Below are 13,367 nucleotides of genomic sequence, written 5' to 3'. Positions count from 1 at the left end.
CTCTCCTTCTGGCGGGCGCGCGTCAGAGCGTGTGCACCTGCACGAGCTGCTGGTCGCGGGTGATGGACGCGAACACCGGGTTGAAGGCCCGAGGGAACTGGCCGCAGCAGGTCGAGCCGTCCATCTCGACGGCGAGGTACGGCCGTTCCTTGAGCCAGGCGGCGGCCTGCTTGTCGACGTAGACCGGGCTCCACCCTCGAGACGATCGGGCGCCAGGTCTTCTGGTCATCGCTCACGTGCAGCGTGAGCGTCAGCAGATCGACGTCGGTGGTGGCCCGAACAGAAGCAAGAGCAGTCATGTCGAGCAGCCCTTCGCGAGGTGATATGAGAAGCCGCGAACAGCCGCCCGACAGGGAGCCGCCCGCAGCCGACATGCGCACGAGGTGTCACAGAGCCCTCCGGATCAACTTCGTTGATCCCCAAGCGCCAAACAGATCCGCAGGCATCCTGCGCGCCCGAGCCCTGCTCGGCGGTCCCTCTGCACCCCCTATCTCGTGGCATTCTGACTCACCACAGACTGTCATTCAATAGGCGTTTCGATAAGATGCCCCCGAAGACCAGTCGATCCAATCGGACTGGACGGTGACAGGAGAGGCGAAGTGAGAAGCGATGAAGACCTGGAGAACGAGGAAGGCTGCGCCCGCGCCCGTAGCGCTCGCTGTGGCCGCGGGCGTTCTGCTCGCCGGATGCTCCAGCGGCGACGACAGCACAACCCAGGCGCCGTCTGCGCCGAGTCCGACCGTGAGCACCGTCAAGGTCACCGATGTGACCCTCGGCGAGGCGCTGGACAAGCTCGCCCTCCAGGGCACTGAGAGTTCCAGCAAGGATGGCGAGGTCTGCCTGACGAGAGCAGCGCGGAAGGCGGGAATGCCGGAGGGAGCACTGGACCACATCGTCAAGGCCGACAGCGACGACATGGGTGCAGTTATCGATGGACTGAACAAGGTGAGCGAGGACGACGCTGCACTCCTGGCCTCGCGGTCACTGCGCGAGGACTTCGACGCGTGCATCGACAAGGCTGCGCTTCCGAACGGCCGCAGCCCCAAGGCTCAGAGCTACGCGCCACCGAAGGCAGCCGCGAAGCCTGTAGCTGGCAAGCCGAACCTGAAGCCGGCCTACCCGGTCCGCGCGGATCAGCCGGTCAACTCACCCATCGAGCTCACCAAGGGCCTGGTCTCGATGTTCTCCTCCTACGCCCGCGACGAGGGTCAGAAGAAGACCTATGCGGCGGCCGGCCAGTGCCTGTCGAACTTGGCGCACAATGCGGGCTTCAGCCAGGAGGCGTTGCACTTCTTCGCAGGCGGCGCACGCCTTGGCGCTGGGTCAGTCGTCGAGCATCTGCCCAGCGACAACGACAAGGCGATCTGGCGGTCGCCGAGGTTCACCCAGGGGCTCGCCGACTGCACGACAAACGCGACGCCGACTCCCATGCCCGACTCCTGAGCGGAAGTCCATCAGACAGAAGAAGGGCCCGGTGCGGACGATGCGTCGCACCGGACCTCTTCTCTTCTCGCCGTCACGCGATGGTGGGCGTGGTCCGCAGCAGGTGACCCCGCCCGAGAGGAAAGGAATCGAGCAGGGCGACCTGCTGCGGCAATGCGCCGGCAGGGGGACTGAGTGGGCGCGACTGCGACTCTACTGGCATTCGATCGGAAGCGCAAAGAGTTCAGATGGCTTATCCAGTAGCATTGAAAAGATGATCTCGTAGATTAGGCAAATAAGGAAGGGAGAAGCCAAGCATGACCGTCACACAGGATTTAGAGAAGTCGACGCAGCCTGTACGTGGCACGAAGAAGAAGACACCGGGCGCCACGCAGAGCAGCAGTAGTGACCGTCAGGGCATGTTCGTCCGGCTGAATCCGGACGACAAGCAGCGCGCGAAGTACTGGGCTGACAAGCGCGGGTTCTCCTCCGTGAACGAGTACGTGGCCGAGGCGGTGGTCGAGAAGATCCGGCGTGAGAACCTCGACTACGACCTGCCGACCCTGGAGATCGCGCGGCTCAACGAGCTGGTCGACCAGGTCGCGGCACTGGCGAAGAACTCGGCGAACCTCGAACGCGTCGTCACCACAGGCTTCGATTCCCTCATCGGTCTCACCCGCGGCGACAACTACCTCCTGGATGACGAGGACGGTGAGCTCGGATGAGCCGGGACTTCACAGAGATACTGGAAGCGGCTACGCCCACCGACGAGGTGATGGAGGTGGACACCTCCTTCCTCGACGCCTACCGGCGCGGTGGAAGCGAAGAGCTGAGGCGCGTCCAGGCCCAGGCGGCACAGCCTGAGCCTGAGGTGGCAACCCCCGAGCCGAAGGCGCAGCTTGATGAGGTCGTCGACGTCGACTCTCAACTCGAGGTTGAAGGCCCGCAGGCTGATCCCGACGTAGACACCGAAGCGGATCGCCCGAACCTGGAGCCGGACCACGAGCCCAACGCCGGCGACTCCGAGCGGGCCGGCGGATCCAATCAGCGCGGTGGTGCCGGCGGTGAACAGAACGCCGCAGACGGGGTACTCCCGGGCGGTGTGCCGACGGGCCCCGCAGTTGATGCTGTTCCGGCTCCCGGGGCACAGCCGGACGTCGAGGACGCTGTCGCGGCGGAAGTCACTTCCCACGACGTCGTCGCCACACCGGATGACCCCGTGCACGTGACGCCCGGCTCGCTCCAGCTCACCGACCATCAGGACGCCGTACAGAGTGCGGCCTCGAAGGGGGGCACGGGTAGCACCACCGACGCAGCCGCCACTCTCCCCCAGTCGGGCTTCCGGCTCGCCGGCGTGCAGAGCCAGCCGCACATCAAGGCGCTGCCCGAGATCATCATGAACGCACTGCGGGAGCAGCTGCGAGCAGCCGCAGTCCGTGAACTGGGCGTGCGCGACAGCGCTGCTCGGGAGTTCAGCCAGCGGCTGAGCCAGGGCACGCTGGTGACAGCGCTCCTGCTGGCGCAGCTCGACCTGCACCTTGATGCCGATCCTGCCACCGAGCGCGCCGTCGAGCTGTTCCGCTCCCGCGACCCACTGCTGGGCAGCGTGGTGGCACGCCTGGCGAACATCGAGGCCGCTGAACGCGAGCGGGACGGGCTGCTGCGCAAGCTGCGCAACGAGCTGGGCGAGGTGCGCCAGACCAGCGCGGTGGTCGAGCAGGCGCTGGCGTACTCCATCGCCGACCGTACGGAGAACTTCTTGCGGGGCTCACACAACCTCCACGACGCGCCGATCACGCACAAGGAGGCGATCTACCTCCGGGACAAGGCCCGGGAGGCGACCAGGAAGCAGTTGAAGCTTGAACGCGAGCGGGAAGGACGGCCGATTCGATGACCACGACAAGCAAGGAGAAGCTCTTCCCCGCCCGGCAGCGCCGCAAGACGTGCGGCAGAGGTCTGGGCCTCCGCGGCCCGGCGGGCGTACGGTGCCGGCGTCGAACTCGGCGGCGTCGGTGTACGTGCGGAGGATCGGGAAGTGAAAAGGCTCAACTGATGGTCGCTGGGCCCTGGTAGGTGCGCTCCGCCGGTAGATGACGTGTACCGCCGAGGATGAGCCCTTCGAGCTCAGGGTCCCTCCACGGGCGGTCTACGGTGAGGTCGCGTCGGCGTCCCACGGCGATGTCGGCGAACAGCTCCTGATGAGGGCCTGCCGGGTCGGGCCACCGCCCCGAAGGGCGGCACGTCCCCAGTGGAGATGTCGGGGCGCAGCCTGGCAAGGCGTACCGGGTGCCGCCACGCTCCCCGCTCCTGGGCGGTGTCGACCTCGATCTCGGCCACCAACTCGGGCTCCACCAGGACGACATCGAGCGGCGTGCGGGACCCCCACGACGCAGTGAACCGCACGCCCTCCCACGGATGCCCCCGACCCTGCCCGGCCGGGGTCAGCCGGGCGGCCACACGCCGGGAAGCGTCGCCCCGCAGTGGCGTGCTGCGGCCCACGGCCCGCAGCACGCCGGCCTCGTCAAAGCGCCCCAGCACCAGGCCCCGGGGATGGTCCGGTGTACCGGTGATGGCACCGATGATCGCCTCCGCCGAATCCCGGCGACGCACCTTGATCAGCGCACGGGCCCCGGGCAGATAGCGCTGGCGACTGCCCCGCACCACCAGGCCCTCGATGCCAGGCACATCAGTCCACGTCGTGAACCACTCGCGCGCCAACGCGGTGTCGGTCGTCTCCGGACACAACGTCCAGGGTGCCGCCAGCTGACACGCGGAGAAAAGCCCCTCGATTCGAGCGCGACGCTCGGCGTACGGCGTTGTGAGCAGCTCCTGCCCGTCCGCCTGGAGGACGTCGAAGACCACGGCGTGAGCGGGCAGGATGTCGGCGAGCCGGGCGGCGGTACGGCCGCGGGCAGCCGCGCGCCGCTGCAGACCTTCGAACGACATGGCGCCCTGGTCCGTGACGATGAGCTCGCAGTCGAGGACCCACCCGTCGGGCAGGTGAGCGGCGGCGCGCACCAGGTCCGGGAACCGGTCCTGCAGGAAGGCGCCGCGGCGAGATTGCAGGAGCACCAGACCGGGCGACGAGTCCGGCGTGAAGATGACCGACCGGAACCCGTCCCACTTCGGCTGAAAGACCAGATCCCCGGGGAGCGCACCGGGCGAAGGCAGCGCCTCGCGGGCCTGCGCCAACATCGGCTCGACGGGCGGGCGCAGCACCATCGTGTTCGTCCCGCGTCAGTCGTGCGCGACGGTCACGAGCTTCCATCCGGTACCCGTGCACCCCTCGTGCGGTGGCGGAAAGCGGTGGCCGCGCACGTCGGTGCTGTACCGGTGGTGTTGCCCGCACTCGCACTCGTAGATCCCTGACTCGGGGACGATCTCCCCAGGCTTGAAGATCCGCGCTCCGTTGTCGCTCATACATCCGGTCTAAGGGCTCGCACTCTTCCTCGCGACTCGGGCGATGCCGGTCGGGCTGCGGGTTACTCACCTGCGCCGCATGCTGGAAGCATGGTCGCGCCGATAGACGTGCATCCGCCGTCCCGCACGCGTGGCCGACGGGTGACCGCACGCGGGCAGATCCTGGGCCTCGCCCACTCGGATGCCGACGTGATCGAGTTTCTCCGCCGGGCCGGACTGCCGGACGCGGAGGAGCTGCTCGACGACCCGGCGTGGGTGCAGTGGCGGGGCGGGCGCGCGCACCACTACGAAGCGGCATAGCGGCCGTACAGCGAAGTAGATGATCAACATGCGCAACCCCTTCCGTTGCCGCCCAACGGACGAGCCGGACCCACGTCTCACGTTGGCCCTGGAGCTCGCGGCACGGCATCGAGATCTCCAGGTGACAGTCCTGACTCATCTCCGCGACCGATCGTTCGCGCTGCTGGAGATCGTCTTTCTGGGAGCGGCGATCGTGTTCGCCTTCGGTGCGTCTGAGCGCGGGCGCCTCAGCCCATGGATGGTCATTCTGCTGCTCATCGCCCTGGGGCACTGCATGGCTGTGGCTCTCTACATCTCGCTGCCGTCGAGTTGGAAGATCACGAACTGGCGGGCTCCTTGGGAAGGGCAGCAGGCGAGCTGTCCATGCACGTCTCGCACAATGAACGAGTGCATGGCGGAGCTGCTCGCAGATGCAAAAGAGGGCATGGCTAAGAACGCGGCAGTCCTGGACCGGAAGCGGTACGCCCTGTACTCGATGTTCGGGGTACTGGCCGCCCTGCTCATCCTGGCTGTGATCTTCTGGGTGACCCTCGGCACCGGCTAGCCCGAGGCTTCGCGCCAGGCACCGGGCCGGACCGGTGGACGCCAACGGCTGCGGGCATACATGCCCGCACCGTCCGAAGGCCGCCTCGACGTAGCCGTCGGCGTCCCTCCCGGCCCTCAGCGGGCATGCTCATGGCCCGCTGAGGAGTCCCCGCGCGACGACCGGACGCCCGGGGAGCGACGAAATGTAGCAGAAGCACATAGAACGGTGCCGAGCGCCCAGAGATCAAGGATCTCCCGCTGAAGATCAATCCCGGCGGAGAATTTGCGGCAAAGGCCCCATAGCGGCTACCCCTGTCAGCAAGATCTCCTGAAATGGGCGGACATGATCGGCCTCACAGAGCTCGCTGCAGCCGGCTACCGCGCAACCCAGCTCGCCCTCCACGACACGATCCTCGACGGACCCCGCCGAGTCGTCTTCGACTGGCACGCCCGCAAGGAAGAGTCAAAGACCCGCGCGGCCGCCATCACGCCCCTCTCGCGCCCGTACTGCATGGGCTGGTAGCGGCTCACCCCATGAGCCCGAGTCGCACGATCACCGCGGCCGCCTCCCGGTACGTCGACCGCAAGGTCACGCGCGGAAAGGGTGCCCCCGACGGCGCCATGGCAGACCCGCGCCTGGCAGATGTACAAGGCCGTCCCGGAAGACCGGGTCGCGGCGATGGACATCGCCAACGCCATGTCCGGGGCGACGCTCTACGCGGCTCGCCGCGCCGACGACGGCACGATCGAAACCGCGCCTGACGGCCACCTCGAGCGGCGATTACTCGAACAGCGTGCCAGCGCTGGCTTTCTCTGCATGACCCTCGCATCATTCAAAGCTCTTTCAATCACCTCTCCATTCCCATTCGGCCACCCTTGTCAAGTAGACTCGCACTCGCTTCCGATTCAATGGCGAGAAGGAGTCGACATGGTCGCTATCGTGGTGGCAGAGAAGCCGAGTGCAGCGAGGAACATGGCCAGCGCCCTCGGTGGGACGAAGGGCAGTTACAAGGGCACCGCCTACGAGGTGGCGAGCCTGCGGGGCCATCTCTACGAGTTCGCCCAGCCGCACGCGATGGTGGACTCCTCGCTCGCGGATGCCTATCAGAAGTGGGACCTGGGCAGCCTGCCGTGGAATCCGGAGGACCTGACGTGGAAGCGTGAGCCGCAGAAGAACGTCGCAGACGTCATCAAGGCTCTACGTGCGGCGCTCGGCCGCGGTGCCGAGATCGTCATCGCCACGGACCTGGATCCGTCCGGCGAGGGCGACTTCCTCTTCTGGGAGGCGATCGACGAACTCGGCTTCCACGGCAAGAAGTTCAGCCGCATGGAGTTCACCGATGAGTCGAAGGCGTCGATCCAGAAGGCGTTCGAACAGCGCCGGCCGGTGAAGTCCATGCAGGACGAGGGCGACTACCGCAAGGCGCTGTACCGCTCGCAGTGGGACTTCCTCTCGATGCAGTTCACCCGTATCGCAACGGCGATGGGCCGCCAGTCCGGCCAGGACCTGGTGCTGCGCCAGGGCCGGCTGAAGTCGGCGATGGTCTCTCTCGTCGGCGACCAGCAGAGGGCCTACGACGCGTACGTCAAGAAGCCGTTCTTCCAGAACCGCTTCCGCGACGAGAACGACGTCATGTACACCAACCCGGGCGAGCTGCGGTTCGATCAGAAGGGCCAGGTGCCGCGGCAGTACGGCCCCTCGCCTGTCGCCCTGAACGGCAAGGCGGACAAGAGGACCGCGCCGCCGAAGTTGCTCGACCTTGCCTCCCTGTCTTCGATGCTCGTCGGCAAGGGCGTGAAGGCGAGCCTGACGCTCTCGACCTACCAGAAGATGTATGAGGACCAGGTTGTCTCGTACCCGCGCACCGAGGACAAGACGATCACGCCCGAGCAGTTCAAGGACCTCGCGCCGCTGGTCGACAAGATCGCTTCGGTGGTCGGCGTCGACGCTGGGCTTCTGACGCACCGCCAGCCTCGTTCCGCGCATGTGAAGGCCCAGGGCGCTCACGGCGCGAACCGTCCGGGCCTAAAGGTGCCTTCTTCGCTGGAAGAGGTCGAGCACAAGTACGGCAAGGCCGGGCGGCTCATCTACGAGATGCTCGCGAAGAACTACCTGGCCATGCTCGCCCAGGACTACCTCTACGAGCAGCAGAAGGGCCACGTGGAGAAGTACCCGGACTTCGTCGGCATCGCCAACGTGCCCAAGAGCCCCGGCTGGCGGGCTGTGTTCGATCCGGACGCCGGCGACGACACGGCCGAGGGCGACGAGAACGAGTCCGGCAAGGGCCTGGGCCAGACCGCGGAGCCGTTCATCTTCGAGGGCGCGAACAAGCGCCCCGAGCATCCGACGATGAAGTGGCTGATGAAGCAGTTGGAGAAGCGCGACGTGGGCACGGGCGCGACGCGCACCTCGACGTACTCGGAGGTCACCAACGACAAGGCGAAGTACCCGCTGCTGACGGAGAAGGGCCGGAAGCTCAGGCTCGCGCAGGCCGGCGAGATGAGCTGGTGGCTCCTGCCGGGCACGCGCATCGGCGACCTCGGGCTCACCGAGAAGGTCTACGCCGACATGCGTGACATCGCCGCCGGGACGGCGACGGCCGAGGAGCGCCTGGCCGTCGTCGCCGACTGGGTGCGCGAGGACATCGTCACGATGACGAGGAACGCTGCGTCCATGCGCGCCGAGCTGGGCCTGAAGGAGCAGGTGGTCGCTGCGCGCGCCGAGGGTGTGTGGCAGGCCGCTCCGGGCGGGCCGCAGAAGGTCGCCTTCAAGAAGATCTGGTCGGGCCACGAGCTCAGCGATGACGAGGTGGCGAAGCTGCTGGCGGGCGAGACGATCTCGTTCGAGGCCACGAACAAGGCGGACAAGCCTTACAGAGCCACCGGAGCCCTCGGCGTCGGCGACTTCAAGGGCCGCAAGTTCATCGGGTTCCAGTTGGAGGTGCCGGACAAGCCGACGGAGTGGTCCAGCCGGACGTTTACGCCGGCGGAAGTCACGGCGCTCCTGGCGGGCCAGGCGCTGGAGATCGACGGCTTTGTCAGCGCGCGGACCGGCAAGACCTTCGGCTGCAAGGTCAGCTGGGACGCGAAGGCGAAGAAGGTCGTCCCTGATTTCGGCTTTGGCGACGAGCCGCCGCGGTCCTGGTGCCAGGTGACTTTTACCGATGCGCAAAGGCGTGATCTGGCGGCCGGCAAGACTATCCAGGGCAAGGGCTTCGTCTCGGCCAAGGGTAAGACGTTCGATGCCGCCGTCTCCTGGAAGGAAGAGGGCGGCAAGAAGAAGATCGTGCCGTCGTTCAGCTGACGCCCGAACGAGCAATGACGAGCAGCAGCGGGTCCCGGACCTCGGGGCCCGCTGCTGCCTTTTCACGACAGCGACAGCAGAAGGATGTGATGAGGACGATGAACGACATAGTGCAGCTGGGAGATCAGGTGGGCCTGATCGGCGATGTCCATTGGCGACGCCCGGTTCTTGCAGGACGCAGTGGTGACGCCGACGTCGAGAGGCTGCAACTCGTTGGTGCAGCGGGGCGAGTTCGGGATGATCTGGCGCGGCACGCGCAGCGAGATCCAATCCGGGCTCTGGAGGCTTTGAACGAGCAGCTCGCCCTGCTGGGCGTGCGCCTGCACGTCGTGTTGGGCAACCACGAGCACTACGACGTAATCGACACCTTGTCGCGCAACGGCTCCGGGTCTTCTGGATGGGACCGCACCTGGCGCCTCTCCCCGCTCCAGTCTCGTGCGCGCCGATCGGCACTCCGTCGGCCGGCTGGCAGGGGCTCGCGAGTATCGACCGGTGCGTGCGGATTCCGGGCCTGACGTGGTGGGAGGCTGAGCTGCCCACGAACGAGCAGGCAGCGGGCCTTCTGGGTGCCGGGGCAAGCCCTGATGTCGTGCTCGCCCACGAGGCGCTGGCGGTCCCGGGGTTGATCCAGCGGCTCGGCGACGGCAGTGGCTGGCACCCCGACGGCTTGGCGCATGCGCGCGAGGCGCAGCGGGTGCACGCCGCGCGGGTGCTCTCGGTGCTCGATCCGGCCAAGGAGACGCTGTGCGCCGCCGGGCGCGACTGCTTCCGGCACTGGGAGCAGGCACTGCTCGATGGGATGCCGGTCCGTCAGGAGATCTTCGACCGGGACGGCTCAGCCGATGCGATGGCCGTGCTCGACCTGGGCGACGACGTTCCGCGCTTCGAGGCGGTAGTGATGGGCCGAGCGTCTCTGCGCCCGCGGCGCGACTGACCTGTCAGCCGCTCAGGCGACTCCCGATGACTCGGACCCGCTAGTCCGAGTCATCGAGAGTCGCTATTGAAGCCTCTTTCTTTTCGATTCGAATGACCCATCTGAGATAGTATGCCATCTACTCACCTCACACATGAGGGCTTCTTGATAGACCGAGCAATGGCCATTGAGGTCGCAGGGGGAGATGAGAGATTCATGGCGAAACCGTCCTATAAGGTGCCGAGTTCTCTGAACAGGAGCTTCCTCGACCACGAGATCACGCTGAGCAAGGGAGGTTGGGCGGCCAAGCCCTCCCCGATCAAGCAGCTGCTCTTCTTCGGCGGTGGCATCCTCGCCCTGCTGTGGTTCAGCACGGCGACGTTCGTCGCGAGCTCGGGCCCAGTCTCCATCACGTTCTTCGTCCTCTGGGGACTGTCGGCGATCGCCTACTTCGGCGGGCTGATGAAGACGAAGGAGCTGCGCATCATGCGGGTGCCGGCCTTCCTTGCCTATTTGCCCCGGAAGGCCCGTCACGTCCTTACGCGCCGCAGCTCGAACCCCACGGACTTCTACTCGATCGTCGGCATCGACGGGATCGACGAGGACGGGCTGATCCGCTTCTCCGACGGCGGTGAAGGCCAGGTCTATCTGGTCGTCGGCTCGGCAAGCTATCTGGTCTTCGACGAGGACCGGGTCCGGATCCTCGACCGGGTCGACTCTTTCTGGCGCAAGGTCGAGACGGCCTGCGAGCACAGCTTCGTCACAATGAAGGCGCCCCAGCGGGTCTACCACCAGGTGGCGAACCTGGAACGGCGAAACCAGGCCCTGCAGGTCCGCGATCCCGATCTGATCGAGCTGCAGAACGAGCAGTACGACATTCTCACGCAGCACGTGGGCGGGAAGTTCACCTCGATCCACCAGTACCTGCTGCTCAAGGGCAAGAACGCCGACGCACTGCGCAAGGGGCACCAGGTCCTCCAGGCCGAGGTCGGCGGCTCAACTCTGATGATCAAGGAAGCCACGATGCTCGACCGCGAGGAGTCCCTGCCGATGCTCCGGGTCTTCTACCAGGGCATCGACGACGAACTGCTCGATCTCAAGGCGTCGCTGAACTGACCAGCGCCAGGCCAACCACCACGACGAGGAACGAAGGACATCCATGGCGCTGATGACGAAAGTCCGGGCACAGCTCGGCATTCCGGGAAAGAAGCCTGACGAGACGAATGAGACCGCGGAGCTTGTGGTCGATGATCCGCGCGCGGACGGTGCTTCTCAGGCTAAGGGCGTGCAGGACGCTACGCCGGCGGACGGCGGCGCCGATGAGGCCGCCGAGCCGAAAAAGAACTGGTGGCAGCGCCGCCTGGAGGTGAAGCACCTCCAGGGCACGTTCGACGCCTACCCTCACCTGCTCGCGCTGAAGCCGAAGGAGAAGTACCTCTTCCGCTCCGACTACTTCGAGGTCGACGGCTCGGTCGCCTGCATCCTGGCGTACTTCCACGACGACGCCGCGCACGACAACTTCGGCGCCTTCTGGGGTATCGACCGGATCCCGGACGGCCTGGACGAGCGGGTCACCGCCGTCGTGCTTGAGCAGGTCAAGCGGATGGATGAGAAGTGGATCGACTCGTACACCAAGCAGTCGGAGAAGCTGGACCAGCTGGATGCGAACGAGCAGGAGGAGACGGGCACGACCTCCTCCAAGCGCAAGGCCGCGAAGATCTCCGGTGACCTCGGGATCACGATCGGCGAGATCCAGGACGGTGCGAGCTACCTCTCGGTGCACAATCGGCTCTTCCTCAAGGCCCCTGATCTGGCGACCCTGGACGACACGATCGACCGGGTCACGCGTTTGTACATCGACCGATTCGGCACGCTGAAGGCTGCGCCCTACGCCGGCGAGCAGCGCCAGGAGCTCTCGGGCCTGTGGAAGAACACCGAGAAGAAGAAGGGTAAGGGCTTCCACTTCACCTCGACCGAGCTGGCCGGCTCGTACTCGCTGGTGACTAATGGCCTCAACGACCCAGGCGGCGAGTACGTCGGCTACATGGTCGGCGACGTCAACAACAGCGCCGTGCTCATGGACGTCAACGCCTACGACCACCACGCGATCGTCGCCGACGCCACGCTCAGCGAGTACTTGGAACGCCAGCGGGTGGCCAACATGTGGTGCTCGAAGATCTCGCAGGCCGCACTGTTGAGCAACGGCCAAGTCGTCCACCTCATCCTCGACGGAGCGAACCTCGACAAGCTCGGCCCGAAGTTCGAGCGGCTCACCTCGCGCGTGGACCTGAATCAGGGCGACGTGAACATGTTCGAGATGTTCGGCGAGGAGGAGGACGAGCTGACGGTCTTCTCCGCTCAGATGGAGAAGCTCAAGCTGATGTTCGAGCAGCTCTACGAGACCAGCGACGGAGCGATCGGCTCGATCATCCGCAGCGCCCTCGAAGACACCGCGACCGACTTCTACATCGAGCAGGGCATGTGGCGGCACAACGCCAAGGAGCAGCGTCACCGCCTGCGCGTGGTGAACATCCCGCACACCCAGGTGCCGCGTCTTCAGATGTTCGTCTCCTACTTGGCAACCGCGCACAAGGCACTGCTGAACTCCAGCAAGACCGACCCGGACCAGCTGCGCGCCTACAACGTGCTCAGGGGCATCGCCAACGCAATGCTGAGCACCAACGGCGACCTGTTCAACAACCACACGGCCTCGGCCGTGGACGGGGTCCGGGATTCGCGGCGCGTGGTCTACGACTTCTCGCGGCTCGTGCGCCGCGGCAGGGGCGTGGCGATGGCGCAGCTGGTGAACATCGTCGGCTTCGCCGTCGGCAAGCTGGGGCTCGGCGACACGGTGATCATCCACGGGACCGAGCGCATCGACGACCGGGTGAAGAAGTACATCAAGGACCAGTTCGACCATATGCACGAGCGCGGCGGCCGGGTGGTCTACAGCTACAACGACGTCGACAAGATGCTGGCCGACAGCGACTTCAGCAAGTTCGATGCTGCGGACTACACGCTCTTCGGCCCGATGCGCGACGGCACGGTGGTGGAGTACCAGAAGCAGCTGCACCGGCGGATTCCGCCGGATCTCGCCCAGCTCATCACGACCAAGGGCGAGAACCTCACGTACCTGCGCCGGGGCGTCTCCAACGTGGTCTTCCACCTGGATCTGGCACTGGGGGTCAACCCCTACCGCGAGGCCCAGCGCAGGCAGGTCCGTCTGGAGGCGGCCAGGGCCGAAGAGGCGGCGCGAATGGACGCGATCATGCACGACGAGCCGGCACCGGGCGCGAACCTCACCAGCATCCGGAAGCACAGCGAGGGTGGCGACGGTGAGGCTGACGCGGGCCCGGGCGACGCGAGCAAACGCAACGACGGCAAGAAGGGTCTGCAGCAACCCTCGGACGGCGCGACGCAGCCAGCGACGAAGCCCAGGCCGAAGAAGCTGGTCAAGGCATGAGCGGGGTCAGCACTGATACG

Annotated in this window: 14 protein-coding genes; 10 read left to right on the top strand and 4 right to left on the bottom strand. The window is 66.2% G+C overall.

The features are described 5' to 3' along the window. Positions 1 to 22: 22 nt before the first annotated feature. Positions 23 to 229, bottom strand: coding sequence for a hypothetical protein (locus tag ACFUPX_RS07695; protein WP_383317653.1), 207 nt, complete (start codon positions 227 to 229; stop codon positions 23 to 25). Positions 230 to 741: 512 nt separating this feature from the next. On the opposite strand from ACFUPX_RS07695, the gene ACFUPX_RS07690 reads away from it, so the two are divergent. The 3 genes from ACFUPX_RS07690 to ACFUPX_RS07680 all read left to right on the top strand — a co-directional run bounded on the left by ACFUPX_RS07690 (position 742) and on the right by ACFUPX_RS07680 (position 3,316). Continuing rightward, complete coding sequence (locus tag ACFUPX_RS07690; RefSeq protein WP_383317650.1) at positions 742 to 1,443, top strand: hypothetical protein; 702 nt, start codon at positions 742 to 744, stop codon at positions 1,441 to 1,443. Positions 1,444 to 1,739: 296 nt separating this feature from the next. Beyond that, entirely contained in the window at positions 1,740 to 2,147 is a 408-nt protein-coding gene (locus tag ACFUPX_RS07685; protein ID WP_383317647.1) for a hypothetical protein, read from the top strand. Next, a complete protein-coding gene (locus ACFUPX_RS07680) occupies positions 2,144 to 3,316 on the top strand; it encodes a hypothetical protein (protein WP_383317644.1) in 1,173 nt (390 codons plus the stop codon). Before ACFUPX_RS07685 ends, ACFUPX_RS07680 begins: the two co-directional genes overlap by 4 nt. Before the next feature lie 230 nt (positions 3,317 to 3,546). On the opposite strand, the gene ACFUPX_RS07675 is transcribed toward ACFUPX_RS07680, so the two are convergent. Next, positions 3,547 to 4,644 (bottom strand): ATP-dependent DNA ligase, encoded by a 1,098-nt coding sequence (locus ACFUPX_RS07675; protein ID WP_383317643.1) that lies wholly within the window; start codon positions 4,642 to 4,644, stop codon positions 3,547 to 3,549. A 15-nt stretch (positions 4,645 to 4,659) separates the two neighbouring features. After that, positions 4,660 to 4,842, bottom strand: coding sequence for a hypothetical protein (locus tag ACFUPX_RS07670; RefSeq protein WP_383317640.1), 183 nt, complete (start codon positions 4,840 to 4,842; stop codon positions 4,660 to 4,662). Between the two features lie 90 nt (positions 4,843 to 4,932). Between ACFUPX_RS07670 and ACFUPX_RS07665 the strand changes: the two genes are divergently transcribed. The 4 genes from ACFUPX_RS07665 (at position 4,933) to ACFUPX_RS07650 (ending at position 8,971) form a co-directional block, all read left to right on the top strand. Beyond that, positions 4,933 to 5,142, top strand: coding sequence for a hypothetical protein (locus ACFUPX_RS07665; RefSeq protein WP_383317637.1), 210 nt, complete (start codon positions 4,933 to 4,935; stop codon positions 5,140 to 5,142). 19 nt (positions 5,143 to 5,161) lie between these two features. Continuing rightward, positions 5,162 to 5,686 (top strand): hypothetical protein, encoded by a 525-nt coding sequence (locus tag ACFUPX_RS07660; protein WP_383317634.1) that lies wholly within the window; start codon positions 5,162 to 5,164, stop codon positions 5,684 to 5,686. 324 nt (positions 5,687 to 6,010) lie between these two features. Continuing rightward, on the top strand, positions 6,011 to 6,190 hold the full coding sequence (locus tag ACFUPX_RS07655; protein WP_383317632.1) for a hypothetical protein: 180 nt from the start codon (positions 6,011 to 6,013) through the stop codon (positions 6,188 to 6,190). Between the two features lie 120 nt (positions 6,191 to 6,310). Beyond that, positions 6,311 to 8,971 carry a DNA topoisomerase gene (locus tag ACFUPX_RS07650; protein WP_383317630.1) on the top strand — a complete coding sequence of 887 codons (2,661 nt, stop codon included), beginning with the start codon at positions 6,311 to 6,313 and terminating at the stop codon, positions 8,969 to 8,971. Between the two features lie 62 nt (positions 8,972 to 9,033). On the opposite strand, the gene ACFUPX_RS07645 is transcribed toward ACFUPX_RS07650, so the two are convergent. Further along, positions 9,034 to 9,321, bottom strand: coding sequence for a hypothetical protein (locus tag ACFUPX_RS07645; protein WP_383317627.1), 288 nt, complete (start codon positions 9,319 to 9,321; stop codon positions 9,034 to 9,036). Positions 9,322 to 9,467: 146 nt separating this feature from the next. Here ACFUPX_RS07645 and ACFUPX_RS07640 point away from each other — a divergent pair, with 146 nt between their 5' ends. From ACFUPX_RS07640 to ACFUPX_RS07630, 3 genes are all read left to right on the top strand, one after another. Continuing rightward, positions 9,468 to 9,905, top strand: a complete 438-nt coding sequence (locus ACFUPX_RS07640; RefSeq protein WP_383317625.1) for a hypothetical protein — start codon at positions 9,468 to 9,470, stop codon at positions 9,903 to 9,905. A 216-nt stretch (positions 9,906 to 10,121) separates the two neighbouring features. Further along, entirely contained in the window at positions 10,122 to 11,000 is an 879-nt protein-coding gene (locus tag ACFUPX_RS07635) for a hypothetical protein (RefSeq protein ID WP_383317621.1), read from the top strand. 169 nt (positions 11,001 to 11,169) lie between these two features. Continuing rightward, positions 11,170 to 13,347 carry a hypothetical protein gene (locus ACFUPX_RS07630; RefSeq protein ID WP_383317617.1) on the top strand — a complete coding sequence of 726 codons (2,178 nt, stop codon included), beginning with the start codon at positions 11,170 to 11,172 and terminating at the stop codon, positions 13,345 to 13,347. Positions 13,348 to 13,367 lie beyond the last annotated feature (20 nt).

The sequence above is a fragment of the Streptomyces sp. NPDC057302 genome (assembly GCF_042667685.1).
GTDB lineage: Bacteria > Actinomycetota > Actinomycetes > Streptomycetales > Streptomycetaceae > Streptomyces.
The sequence above is the reverse complement of the archived record's forward strand: the minus strand, read 5'-3'. Positions and strand labels throughout refer to the sequence as shown.

Coding starts and splice junctions, on each gene's coding strand:
- ACFUPX_RS07680 (WP_383317644.1), top strand. CDS start 2,144: ATGAGCCGGGACTTCACAGAGATACTGGAAGCGGCTACGCCCACCGAC.
- ACFUPX_RS07675 (WP_383317643.1), bottom strand. CDS start 4,644: ATGGTGCTGCGCCCGCCCGTCGAGCCGATGTTGGCGCAGGCCCGCGAG.
- ACFUPX_RS07670 (WP_383317640.1), bottom strand. CDS start 4,842: ATGAGCGACAACGGAGCGCGGATCTTCAAGCCTGGGGAGATCGTCCCC.
- ACFUPX_RS07695 (WP_383317653.1), bottom strand. CDS start 229: ATGACCAGAAGACCTGGCGCCCGATCGTCTCGAGGGTGGAGCCCGGTC.
- ACFUPX_RS07655 (WP_383317632.1), top strand. CDS start 6,011: ATGATCGGCCTCACAGAGCTCGCTGCAGCCGGCTACCGCGCAACCCAG.
- ACFUPX_RS07660 (WP_383317634.1), top strand. CDS start 5,162: ATGATCAACATGCGCAACCCCTTCCGTTGCCGCCCAACGGACGAGCCG.
- ACFUPX_RS07685 (WP_383317647.1), top strand. CDS start 1,740: ATGACCGTCACACAGGATTTAGAGAAGTCGACGCAGCCTGTACGTGGC.
- ACFUPX_RS07650 (WP_383317630.1), top strand. CDS start 6,311: ATGTACAAGGCCGTCCCGGAAGACCGGGTCGCGGCGATGGACATCGCC.
- ACFUPX_RS07665 (WP_383317637.1), top strand. CDS start 4,933: ATGGTCGCGCCGATAGACGTGCATCCGCCGTCCCGCACGCGTGGCCGA.